The 12,400-nt window shown below is 40.8% G+C and carries 8 protein-coding genes and 1 pseudogene; all 9 read right to left on the bottom strand.

Annotated elements, in window-relative coordinates; translation table 11 throughout:
- Positions 1-26: 26 nt before the first annotated feature.
- The 9 genes and pseudogenes from CWM22_05590 to CWM22_05550 all read right to left on the bottom strand — a co-directional run bounded on the left by CWM22_05590 (position 27) and on the right by CWM22_05550 (position 12,400).
- Complete coding sequence (locus CWM22_05590; GenBank protein ID AUC91409.1) at positions 27-2,828, bottom strand: CHAP domain-containing protein; 2,802 nt, start codon at positions 2,826-2,828, stop codon at positions 27-29.
- Between the two features lies 1 nt (position 2,829).
- Complete coding sequence (locus CWM22_05585) at positions 2,830-3,792, bottom strand: type IV secretion system protein VirB4 (GenBank protein AUC91408.1); 963 nt, start codon at positions 3,790-3,792, stop codon at positions 2,830-2,832.
- Between the two features lie 4 nt (positions 3,793-3,796).
- Complete coding sequence (gene ltrA, locus CWM22_05580; GenBank protein AUC91407.1) at positions 3,797-5,470, bottom strand: group II intron reverse transcriptase/maturase; 1,674 nt, start codon at positions 5,468-5,470, stop codon at positions 3,797-3,799.
- 528 nt (positions 5,471-5,998) lie between these two features.
- Entirely contained in the window at positions 5,999-7,471 is a 1,473-nt protein-coding gene (locus CWM22_05575) for a type VI secretion protein (GenBank protein ID AUC91406.1), read from the bottom strand.
- Positions 7,449-7,802: a PrgI family protein gene (locus tag CWM22_05570; GenBank protein AUC91405.1), complete on the bottom strand. Its 354-nt coding sequence runs from the start codon at positions 7,800-7,802 to the stop codon at positions 7,449-7,451. Before CWM22_05570 ends, CWM22_05575 begins: the two co-directional genes overlap by 23 nt.
- A gap of 61 nt (positions 7,803-7,863) precedes the next feature.
- Positions 7,864-8,717 (bottom strand): annotated as a pseudogene (locus CWM22_05565) (conjugal transfer protein TrbL).
- Positions 8,718-8,735: 18 nt separating this feature from the next.
- Positions 8,736-8,978 (bottom strand): hypothetical protein, encoded by a 243-nt coding sequence (locus CWM22_05560; GenBank protein AUC91404.1) that lies wholly within the window; start codon positions 8,976-8,978, stop codon positions 8,736-8,738.
- A gap of 17 nt (positions 8,979-8,995) precedes the next feature.
- Entirely contained in the window at positions 8,996-10,813 is a 1,818-nt protein-coding gene (locus tag CWM22_05555; protein ID AUC91403.1) for a conjugal transfer protein TraG, read from the bottom strand.
- 723 nt (positions 10,814-11,536) lie between these two features.
- Positions 11,537-12,400: a toxin zeta gene (locus CWM22_05550; protein ID AUC91402.1), complete on the bottom strand. Its 864-nt coding sequence runs from the start codon at positions 12,398-12,400 to the stop codon at positions 11,537-11,539.

Here is a 12,400-nt window from a genome sequence, read left to right as displayed (position 1 = left end):
CAAAACGACAACTATCTTTCTGGAGATTATTTCGTCGTATAAGCAAAACTCAAGCTACTATCCACTCCAGATAATTTACGGAAGGTATAGTTTGGATTGCCATTGTAGTTGGTTTCTGAGATAAGGAATGAACCGTCTGGGTAGACTTTCTCCACAAAAGCCACATGTCCGTATTCTGTTAGGGTGCCATGTCCTCCTCCCGCAAAGGAAAGGATAGCTCCTTCTTGTGGACTTGTCCCTGTCTCTCCACCGAGACTTGCGGCTGTTCGTACCCAATCTTGGCCATTGCCCATGGTACTGATAATTGGAATCTTCTCACCGTTTTTACCTTTGAGTTTTAGACCCAGTTGATTGATACGGGCTGCGACTCCCCAAGTACATTGGCCGTAAGCATATCCCATACCGTCACCACCTCCTGGAATAGAGTTTTCAAAGAGGTCTCCTCGTACAGCTTCTAAAGATTTTGGATCACTTTGTGCTGTCCCACCGTTGGGTTGACTAAAGCCTTTTTCAATTTGGTAATACCACTCACTGGCTCGTGTTTGACGTTCAAGTAGTTTATCACCACTATTTCCTTCCCAGTAAATGAGAAAGAGTTGGGCAAGACTAGCTGGACTACCTGTATTTTTGAAGAAGTCCTTTAACCAGTTGGTGTAATAAGGACTATCCCCATGCAACATGAAATCCAGTTGTAACCCTAAGTCATACCATTTTTGATGTTTTCCTTTGGCATATTCCAACAATAAAGTATGTCTGCGTGAACCATCCGCGGTATCTGTCCATTGGCCTAAGCCTAAACCACGTTTGAGAATATTTGGGTAACGTCCATTGTATATAGTTGGACCATTAAGTGAGAGCCAGCCCTCATCATCCCACGAACTATCTGTCGCACCAACAGGTGGAGATAAATAGTCGCCTTCAGCTCGTTTTGGATTAATGGAGGATTCTACCGACCAGTTACCTAGAATGGCTGCGATGGCTTGATTGGTCGCACCTTTGCTTTTAAGATAGTCATAAATTGCCTTGGCTCTCTCGAACTCATCGCCGCCAAACTGACCGATAGTTGGAAGAATGGTGGTCTGAACCTGAATCACTTTTGGAAAGTAGAAAGCTGGATTGACATAGACTAGCTTATCCGTGTCATCATCAACCTTTTGATAGGTGACTTTTAGACCCATTCCGTCTTTGGTCTGACCAATAATATCTCCTGCCAAGACTTGTTGATGTTCACTCACACGACCTGAATGAATGCCAAACAAGGTTAGTTTAGTTTTATTCACTCCCTTTCCAGATGTCAAAATAATATTCTCTCCATCAAGAGATACCTTGCCATCCATCGGAGCTACAATGACTTGACCTTCTTTCGCTTCTAAGATGATATGGTGATGAAGCGTTGGTTTCTCATCAATGACCTCATAACCATATCGGTAGGTCATGTTTAAGCTATCCTCATCGGTCTGTCCCTGAAAGGGATTGTCCAATTCTTGAAGGGCTAGATAGTTGCCTCCTTCTGTCAACTCCTTTAACTCTTCCTGGTCCTCATCAGACAGCTTGTAAGCAGGTTCTTTATATAAGTCAGACATGGATTTAATAGAATCTCCACCGTTTAAGTCCGACCACAGTTGACTGAGAAATTCTTTGTAGGTTGTTCCGCTTGTCTCTATGAAATCATCTAACTTGTAGTCTTGGTATTGATGATTCATGTAAACCATGACCTCATCAATCTTAGTGTAATAGGTAATTCCCTTTTCGTTGGTTCTTGTATGCTCCGCATCTTCCCACGTCATGTGGGTATAGGCCTTGGTCAATTCCATCTCATCTTGTTGAATGACACTGCTACCTGAGACACTCATGAAAAAGCTCATCATCAAAAGGAGTATCAAGAGAATGCCTGAGACAATCCAAGTCAAAGGATTTCCCGCAAGGACAGAAAAGAAAGTCATACTTCCCTTAATGGCTTGGACGATTCCTTTGAAACCTGCGACACTTTGTTTTCTGGCAAGCTTTAAAAAGGTATGGTAGCGTCTTCTTGGTTTAAGAGGTTTCTGGCGTGTGAATCCTTTTCTCTTTTTGAAGTTCTGGAATCGTTCCTTTCCATGAGAAAATTTTGTTTTGGTAAACCTCACACCAGTCTGTCCACTTTTTACTGCCACCTTACCTGCTTGATAGGTTAACCTGCCATAGCGTCTGACTTTCAGGCTAGTATCCTTTAGGGTTCTAAGTCCATCTAAATCATCATCCTGTGATACCAAGTCAAGGGATTCAGATGCAACTAAGCCTAATCCAACTTTGACTTTGGTAGAGTTTTTCTTAGTCTTTTGGACTTTCTTGAGTTGTTTAACCTCACGCTTGGCAGAACTTACGTCTTTTTCTGCACTGAGCCGATCAAATGATTTTTCTTGGTGAAACTGAAAGCGAGACTTCAGGGAAGGATTTTCTTTTTGGAAAGTAAACTTGGGATTAACTACCTGCTGTTTCTCACTTAGTTTTACTTCTGACAGATGTTTTCTTGCCGTCCGCAAACGTTCTTGAGCTTGCGGAAGTCGATAGTTTTTGATTTCCTTTACCTTCAACAGTCTAGGAGAAACATAGGTAATTTCCTTTATGAACTTCTCTTCTGCTTCCTTTTGGCTACTGAGTAGATTTCCTTTTAACTCTGTTTTCTTTTCCTGAAACAGAGAATTTTTGGCTGATTTTCGAAATCTTCCTTTTTTAGGAACAGTCTGTTTTGAGGTCCTAACTTCTTTCCGATAATGCATACGGGCTGATTTTAAGTTGCTTCGAAAGTTTTGCCTAGCCTGTTTGACTAGCTTTTTATCCTCTTTCATCTCATGTCCTCATTTTTTCAGGGTCCGTACTCATGATGTCAAAGAGCTTGGTGTGTTGTGGAATCTTATTCTTGAATGGGACAACGGTGGAACCGGCCTTGATTAGCCCAGCCCCTTTTTCAGGATTGACCAAGTATTTCTCCAGTTCCTTGGAAAGTCCAAGCATATGTACCAATTCTTCGCGATCACTCTTAGCCTGTTTTAAAAGTATCATGAACTCACTATTGGCAATAATGCGTCTACCATTGGCATCCAAAAGAAGAGTTTCTACATTCTGAGTAATGCCTGTCGGTATCGCCCCATACTTACGGACACGACTCCAAAGTTTAAAGAAGAAATCAGAGGCATATTTGTCCAATAAGAGTAGCTGCATTTCATCAAAATAAATCCAGGTCTTCTTCCCTAGCTTTTGGTTTTTGACCACCCGATTCCAAATTTGGTCAAAGATAACCATGAGGGCAATCTGTTTTAATTCATCGCCTAACTTTTTGACATTGTAAATCAGGAAATGACTGTCTGTTTTAATATTGGTCCGATGTGAAAATATGTCCAGCGACCCTTCCACATAGAGTTCCATATCCAGTGCCAAGTCCTTAGCTTCCTGTTCAGGTTGTTGAGCTAAGACAAAGACCCATTCGACCAAGGACGGTGTGTCAAAATGCTTATAAGTGAGTCTTGTCACACGGTCAATCAAGGACTTTTCACGACCATCCATTTTACGGTCCAAGAGCTTTCCAATCCAAGACAAGAGAAATTCGGATTTGACCTTAACCGGATCCTCATCCATATTCTCATCAGATAGATCTAAGACATTTAAGAAGGTGGTAGAATCTGGGGCAATATCAATACTCTCCCCACCAAAGGCTTGACCGATAATACTGTAGTCGAGTAGGTTAGTGGTATTACTACCACCTTCCTCTCTAAGAACCGTACGTGAGAGTTTCCCCTCATACGGCTCAAGCATTTCATCACTCTTTCGAGCGGCTCTCAATAAATAGTCGCTGACAGTAGCTATGCACATAAGCCATATTATCAACTTCTTCCACACCTCCCTTTGATTTTGGAACTTTAAAGAAAATTTCTCTATCTTCTCCAAGTTCCATCGGGAGTCCACAGTGATGACAGCGTCCGTCTTGTTTCTTCCAAACAAGTTTAAAACGACCTGTCAACCGTTTCATACCATGATTAAAGGTTCGTTGAGCAAAATAGTCTATATCCAAGTAAGGATTGGCATTTTCTCTGACTTTTGTATGTCTGACGATAGCAGTATGGTCAACTCGAATGAGTTCTTTATCGCCTGAAGCGAATACCCAACTTCGATTGCCTCTTCTATGCCAATACTTGGTCGAAACCCACCACTGGCCTTTCTTTGGATGACGACGTTTTGCCCATCGCCACAATAATTCGTATAAATGATAGTCCAGATAGGAGAAGGCTTCACTAGCACACACGGATTGGTGGTAGTTTGTCCATCCTCTTATCTGTTGATTTAGTTTCATGATTAAGACTTCTTGCTCCCATGCTTTTCCTCGCTTGAGGATGGTTTCTGAGAATTTACCAATAACAGTTTGAATAGAATTCTTAGATGGTTTTACAATCAATTTCCCCTTGTACTTCCGAAAATTCCAACCAAGTAGGTCGAAACCATCGTTGATATGAGTTACCAATGTCTTTTCCTCTGACAGCTCTAAACCTCGTCCAAGCAGAAACTCTCTAATCAATTCTTTAGCCTCTAATGCAATTTCTTGTGTCGCAGCTGTGACGATAAAATCATCCGCATAACGGACAAGATTGACCTTATGGCTATTTTTGAATCGAAGGTCGGTTTTTCCTAAACGATTGGTATGAAATCTGTCTGATAAGACTTGTTGTAATCCATCGAGTGCCATATTGGCAAGGATAGGCGAAATGATACCGCCTTGTGGCGTGCCGTCTTCCGTTGGGAATAACTCACCCTTGAACACAAAACCTGCTTTAAGGAATTGTTTTAAGATAGATTTATCCATCGGAATGTTCTCTAAGAGCCAGTCATGACTGATGTTGTCAAAACAGCCTTTGATGTCGCCTTCTAAAATCCACTGAGGAGAAGCTTTCCGTGATAGTGCTGTGAAGATATATTCACAAGCATCTTGACAGCTTCTTCCTTTTCGGAAGCCGAATGATTTAGTATCCGCAGTTGTCTCTGCGACAGGCTCTAGTGCTAAAGCATAGAGTGCCTGCATGGCTCTGTCATACATAGTCGGAATCCCTAATGGACGTTTCTTCTTTTTCCCCTTTTTGTCGATGTAAACCCGTCTTAACGGACTGGCTTTGTAGCCTTCGTCCGTTAGGGACAGGAGAGCTTCCATCTTTTGAGCAGGTGTCGTCCATAGTTCACCGTCTATACCAGCTGTTTTCTTGCCTTTGTTAGTCGTTACTCGACGAACGGCAAGTGCCTTGGCATAGAACGAATGGGTTAGTAAATATTGAAGTCTTTTCACTGTGTTTGTGTGTTTGGCTTGAGTAGCCTTGACAATCCTGATTTGTAGCCTATTCACTTCTTGTTCTGCTCTCTTCCAATCAATGCTTTTCCATTGTTTCGCAAGCAGTTGCTTGTGTGATAACTTCTCAGCTGGTGCTGTCGTTGAATGTTTATCATTCATAGGTTTACCTCCATTTTTGTCATGAAATACCATAGGATAAGTCTGCACCCTTTCAGGTCAGGGCAAAGTTTGAACCCCTATCTCCTACCATTACAGTTGGAGTATTCGCTTTTTATCCTTTCCTCTACCCTCTGTATCGTCTATCCCTCTTACGAGTTCAATACCTTCTATCGATTAAAAGGAATACATAGGGCTTACCAAGTTCCGTGTTATAAATAATTGTGAATACCTTAGGTGCCATCTTTGAGCCGGGAAGAATGTATCCATTTGCCATCAGGTTATGAAAGCCCCAATGACCTCCTCCGTACCTTTTGGTGTAAGTGTATCAGCCTTATTTCACTTAGTCCCTGTAACGACTCTTGCGATGGTTCACGTCTGTTCACCATAGTATTCTTATCCTAACAGTCCATCCGATTTTAGGCTATCAGACTTTCCATATTGTCCCACAGGCTTCCCAACATAGCCGTTACCAGTCAAGCAGGCTGTGGTAGGATTACCCCAAATGGATAGAGTAGCTAAACTAGCAATTTACAACACGACTTCTTGTCGCACCTCATTTTCTGGGTCAACAATAATAATTTCAGTATCACTATCTGCTTCCTTGAGCTTTGTAGAGATGATCTCGTGTTTTGTCGCCATTCCTTTGCCCGCTCCAGAAGTCCCTAAAATCAAACCTGACGGAGTATTTAACTTGCCACGGTCAATACTAATAATATTACTTGAAATCTGATTGATGCCATAAAATTTCCCACCCTTGTCCTGAATATCAACGGAAGTCCAAGGTGCATTCACGGCAATGTTTGAAGTCAATAGAGACCGAGAAACACCTTCAAGATAGTTCTTCCCAAATGGCAAGAGACTATTAAATGCAGCTTCTTGCATATAGGTCAAGTTATCGATAATCATATCATTAGACCCTGCCACTTGCTTGATAATATCAAGAGATTGTTTGAGTTGGTCTTCAGTATCCGCCAGCACGCCAATTAGAAATACGGTGTCAAACAGTTTATCTCCTGTTTGAGTCATGGTTTGAAGAAGAGCCTCAGCTTCATCAATATTGTTTTCAAGAACATGCCCGACCTTCTCCAAATAGATTCCAGTCCGAGCCATCTTTTGTTGTTCCCCAATCTTTTGCGATTCCATCAAGGTCTTCTTGGTTCGCAGCTTGGTCATGGTTTCAGACTTGGTAGAGCCTTTAGCATGTAGGCTAATCATCACTTCTAAATCTGACTGCATGAGGTCACGAATAAATTTATCCCCTAACTCCATGCCATAGTCACGAACATAAACAATCTGTAATAATCGATCGTCCAATTCAATATGATTCTTGTGTTTAAAGGAAAGGTAGGTTGGGGCAATAAAGTGTTTGGTGGATTGACCTGAGAGGGTCAAATCCTTGTAAGAAAACGGTAAATGATTTTCACCTCGTAACATATCCGCAAGGACATTCACTCGCTCCTCTCCACCAAGTAAACCAAGAGATACATCAATCTCTGAAAAGCCACTTTTGAAATATTCCCCAATCTGTGATAGAGAACGAAAAGCTAGTTTTGGTGTTTGGTCGCTCTTGCCAAATGAAAGAAACTTGACAGCTGAAAAGTTGTTCTCACCCGCCTCTAAGTTGGCATCCATCATACGATTCAATTCATCACGATAAGCATCAAATCCATCTTCCTGTAAGGGATAGAGAATACTCTTGCGGAATTTTTCCAAATTAACTTTTTGATTGAAAATAGTCAGTTGGAAATTAGTCTTATCATCCAGTGAATTGATTAAATCGGAATATTTCTCAACAATAGCTCCCTTATCATCTAAGCCAACTGTTTGATAATTAACATCTCCTAAGAGATAGGTTTGTGAGAAATAGCTTGGACTGACCTGCATAAGGCCATTCTGAAAAAGCCCTTGATAGGCTAACGTATTTACGGTAGAAGGTCTGATCTCCTGCTTCTGTGTTTTCGTCTTTTGCTTTTTGTCATTAGAAGAGGTCTTTGGTTTCATTGAGTGTTTTAATTTTTTCACATTGGTCTCCTTTTCTTCCAGTAAATGTACGATCTGGTACTGTTAGTTCATAATGAAAACGGTACTTGAGATAGGTTTCAAATGGTAAATCGTTGGGGCGATAAACTCCAAATAACATGAGTGGAATGGTAAAGCTAAAAACAAAACCATAGACAAACCAATCCCCAAATTGCCAATAAAATAGGTTCAAGCCCAATACCAAAATGGTTAGGGCGACGGCTGGAAATACAAAAATAACCTGTCTAGTTGTAAATCCTAGCCATGCCCTGTGTTGAACCTTTGAGATGTCCTTAAAGACACGAGTGTTCATAAATGTTCTCCAATCTAAGTAAGTTATAAAAAGAGGAGGCGGGCAATTTACTCCCATCCTCCTACATCCCCAAAATACTTCGGGCGGTCCGTTGACTGCCAACTAAGGCAATGATTAACAATATGGCCTGTACCAAGCCACCAAACATAATGGCGAGTGATTCCATCACTCCAGCTCCATTTGATACGGCAATCTTTCCAGCCGATTCAAACAAGGGAACAAGAGATACAATTAGAAAAATCAAAATACCTTGAATGGCATAGACCATGATGTTTTTAAGGTAACCAATCCCAACACTTCTCCAGTCATCACTAAGAAAGGTTGGAATGGTAACAGGAGCAAAAGGAATCATCAGATAAAGTTGGATAAAGCGAATGGTAATCAAGATATTGACAACCATGATACTGGCCATTCGTACCAACCAAATGAGAATCGCAAAAAGCCAATAATCATTTTTCCTACAATCCCAGATCCCTTAATGCCTGAGATGGTATCATAATTAGCACCACCATTCGTGACAAGCCCTGCCACTTGTTCAATAACATAAGAGGCAATGGCAATAATGGCTTCCACAATAACCGTCGTATTGGTAATCACGATCGCGACCATGATGTAGCTGACAATCATAGGTGCTATGGCTTCAAAGGTCATTGCACCGCCTGAGTTTGCGATTTTCTTGGCCATTTTTGAAAATTCGAGTACAAGAACTACCGCAAGAATAGCTACTCCCAAGGGCTGCATAATCCCCTTGGTAATGGCTGTCATGTAAGACCAAACCGTCGGATTAAAGTCCGCTAGTGACTTAACCAAGTTGGCGGTTGATTCTAAATCCACTTGAAACCCTTCAAAAAGGCTATCGCTAGATACTTTTTCAGAGGCTAGAAATACAAAAGGTGACGTAAAATTCATTATCATGTCATGTGCTGTCCTCCCCTAAATGGTAATCTGTGTCACAAAAGCACCAGCGGCTCCCACCATGACCCCACCAACAATTTCTAGAATGGCATTTCGGACACCTGGTCCACCATCTTTAATGTTGGTTGAAAGGTTGATAATGCCCATGACAACAAGAAAGGCTCCTACTGCAATTAAGCCTTTTTGTAATAGAGACATGGCTTGGGAGAACATGGAGCTGGCGTCCACTCCGTAAACAAAGCCTGATAGTTTTTGATTCATATAATTCCTCATTTCTATTAATGTAGTGTCGTTTCTGTGCTTAAATCCCTAATTCTATGACCTGACAAATCTACTTCTTCCTCAGCGGTTAGGGGAGTGATGTGATAGTGCCACCAGCGTACATCGGTTTCCTTATCCGCAAGCCATTTCCAATTCTTATGTTTGAGAGGAAAATATTTCTTGGTTCGAAAAACAGGAATCCCTGCAATGCGTACGAGGCACTCATCTCGTTTCATATTCCCTACTTCATCAGCCGTCATCAAGTCACGGGCAATTTTCTGGTGAGAGGTCGAACTTGAACCAGTCTGCCCAAAAGAACGACTGGTGCTTCTGACATCAACGGTTTGTTTGCCTAAAAGACCACTCATAAATTTGAAAGTTTCCTCGTCATTTCCACCCAAATAGAGGAGGCTGTCACAGTTCCCCAGTATAGTTTTCCAAGCCTCTTTTTCCTTATAAAGTCCTTGGAGTTGAGCAATATTTTGCAAGATTGGAACTAGACTCATATTCCTAGAGCGAACTGTTGAGGTTTGTTCAGCGAAGTCTGGGATTTCTCCGACATTCGCAAACTCATCCAGATAGCTTCTAACATGAATAGGCAGTTGCCCTTTAAAGTCAACATCAGCCTGTCTGGTCAAAGTGGAGAAAACCGTAGAGAAAAATAAAGCAGATAGGAAACGAAAGGTCGTATCATTGTCTGGAATAACAAGATAGACCATGGTCTTTTGAGTGCCCCACGTTTTCAAATCCATAGTGTCTCTTTGCGTCAAATCAATCACCGATTGGATATTAAAGAGGGCAAATTTAGCTGTTGTGACCGCAATCACCGAATCCAATGTCTTATCCTTATAGTTTTGAAAATCTGCCCAGTTTCTCATGGTAAAGTTCTCGTGACCGTATTTTTTAGCGTAATCTTCAAACAGGACTTCAAGAACACTTTTGTCCTGATTATCTCCCTTTGATAAGAGTTTGATGAGTTTACCAATCTCAGAAAAGGCTGGATAACGGCCACGCTTACGTCTTGCTTCCTGCTCTTCCTTGGAACTTCCTGGAGGATTGTAAAAATCCACCAAATAAGAGGCAATAGCTCTCACCAATGTCATGGAAGCCTCGTCCCAAAATGGATCACTGCGAGAACCATTTCCTTTGGTATTATTAAAATAGACCGTTAACATGCGGTTCAAATCATTCTCTGTTTCTACAAAACGAAAGGGATTAAAACCGTCTGAATTGGTCATATTAACCAAGTCTAAAACCTTGACCTGATAACCGTTTTCTAAAAAGAGTTTACCTGTCTTCTCAGCCAAATGGTCTTTAGGATCTACGACAATATTGGAACAATTAAGTTGGATAAGGTTGGGTTTAACAAATCGAAAGGTCTTGCCTGCCCCAGAACCCCCAATGACAATCAAATTTTTATTTCGGTCAAACTGGGGTTTCTTCCTTTCCAACAAGGTTAGACGAACATCACGAGCCAAAATCGTGTCATTGAAAGGATTCTTACTGTAAAAGTTCCGCTTTTCCTTACTGTTTCCAAATCGTGCAGAACCGTATTCTTCCCCTTCTCGATAGACCTTCTGTCCTGTCGATACATAAAGATAGACTAGCGTCATCGTTAGAACCCCAAGGATAAAGGCAAGAAGAGATTTTTGAGTAAAGGAAAATAGCCATAAAGGATTGAAAACCTGATTTAACCCCTCTCCTAAGAGGTAGGCAATACGTTCCATAGGTGGGGCATTGGTTAAACTATCATAGAGCAGGGTTAGACGATGGCAGAAATAACCAAAGGCGAGCCCCAAGAGTCCAAAGACAAATGCTTTTTGCCTGGAATACATTACAAGGTCACCTCCTTGGTTTTGACTGCCGAAGGTTCTGTCACTCTAATTTTCTCTTTGGCCAGTTCTATCTCTTGATCCAAGGTTTTATCAAAGGTTAAACCTTCTAGCTTCTCTGGATTAGACATCAGTTTCTTCAACAATTCATCCAAGTGATGATCGAGCAAGGTCTTTGCTCTTTTAGCTCTTCTCTTACTTGAGCTTTTAGATATTGCTGTTCTTGTGTTCCAAAAAACTCATTTTCTGTAAAATCTTCTAATTGTAATTTTTTTGTTTTTTCCATTTTCTTTTCCTCTTTTCTTTTTTTTGATTTTTAGTTTTTTGACAACCATTTTTGTTAGGCGTTTGAGGAAGTGAAGCTGTTTTCCTCATGTTTTAAAAGCTAGAAATAAATTACAGTATACGCTCCTTTCTTTTTTCGTTTTGTTGGTTCATTTTCGCCAGTGTGTTCGTGTCGTTTGCTGTGACGAGAACGCAACATAGACACAAAGAAAACACAAGGGCGAGCTTGCTCGTTTATATACCCTTGTGTTTTCGACTGGATATGTTAAGGTAACAAACAGTAAATGACACGTTACAGACTGCAAAATGTACCAACTGAAAAAAGAAAGAATACCGTTGTGTGCTTTATTTCTCGATCAGCTTTTAAAACATGAGGAAATGTTTTTATAAAAAAAGAGTAGTTACCGTTTTTTGGTAACTACTCTTTTCCTTTTTTAAGGTTTAAAGTCCTGGAAGTTTAGGTGTTTTGGGTATTGGTGGTGTAGGTGGCTGCAAGCTTTCCAATTTTTGTTGAATTGCTTTAAATTCAGGGGTTTCTTGGTGTTGATTTTGAACCATTTTTTGCTCTATTCTCTCCAAAGTCGGTTGAATTTCTTTCCCTGATACTTTACGATTTAATTCTCTTTCTAAGGTCTCTTTCGGACTAATGGAAGGCGTTTCTAAGCTTGAATAGAGTTTCACTCCTTCTCTATTGTAAAGCCTTATATCGCTAAATAAGCCCGTTTTATGAAGGGTTTCTAAATTGGTCGGTAAGTTTTTGACAACAATATCATGCGCTTGTTTTGGTGTTGCCCTGGCTGTCATTGGATCATCTGCATACATGGTTTCATATCGTTCAATTGTTCCTAAATATGAGTTGATTTTAGGTACTGCCATGACATACATTTTTGTTTCATAACCTTTGGCTTGAAGCATTGTTGCGGTTTGAATGGGAACGTCTGTTGTTCGTCCTGTACCTTCAATCACCAAGTTATAGCCTTGATCGCTTAAACGGCTTATGATCGCTTCTGTCATGCGATTAGAATAAGGGGTAACGTGTTTTACTACGTCTTTCTCATAAAGTTTCGCTAGTTCATCAAAATTAGGGTGCTGTTGTTTAAAGGTATCATTATCAATGACAATAACATTCCCTTGTGTTTCTTCAAGAATTGCTGATCGCAAACTCGTTTTCCCTGACCCTGGTTGCCCACCAAGTAAAAAAGCGGTTGGCGATTCAACCGCTTTTTTTCCTTGAACCAATTCTTCTAAATTATCATTTAAGCGATTTTCAAATTGTTTGTCAGTAAAATTGACTATATTTGCCAT

It is taken from the genome of Streptococcus suis, from assembly GCA_002831545.1.
Lineage (GTDB): Bacteria > Bacillota > Bacilli > Lactobacillales > Streptococcaceae > Streptococcus > Streptococcus suis_P.
The sequence above is the reverse complement of the archived record's forward strand: the minus strand, read 5'-3'. Positions and strand labels throughout refer to the sequence as shown.

Coding starts and splice junctions, on each gene's coding strand:
- CWM22_05550 (AUC91402.1), bottom strand. CDS start 12,400: ATGGCAAATATAGTCAATTTTACTGACAAACAATTTGAAAATCGCTTA.
- CWM22_05555 (AUC91403.1), bottom strand. CDS start 10,813: ATGTATTCCAGGCAAAAAGCATTTGTCTTTGGACTCTTGGGGCTCGCC.
- CWM22_05585 (AUC91408.1), bottom strand. CDS start 3,792: ATGCTTGAGCCGTATGAGGGGAAACTCTCACGTACGGTTCTTAGAGAG.
- ltrA (AUC91407.1), bottom strand. CDS start 5,470: ATGAATGATAAACATTCAACGACAGCACCAGCTGAGAAGTTATCACAC.
- CWM22_05570 (AUC91405.1), bottom strand. CDS start 7,802: ATGAACACTCGTGTCTTTAAGGACATCTCAAAGGTTCAACACAGGGCA.
- CWM22_05560 (AUC91404.1), bottom strand. CDS start 8,978: ATGAATCAAAAACTATCAGGCTTTGTTTACGGAGTGGACGCCAGCTCC.
- CWM22_05590 (AUC91409.1), bottom strand. CDS start 2,828: ATGAAAGAGGATAAAAAGCTAGTCAAACAGGCTAGGCAAAACTTTCGA.
- CWM22_05575 (AUC91406.1), bottom strand. CDS start 7,471: ATGAAACCAAAGACCTCTTCTAATGACAAAAAGCAAAAGACGAAAACA.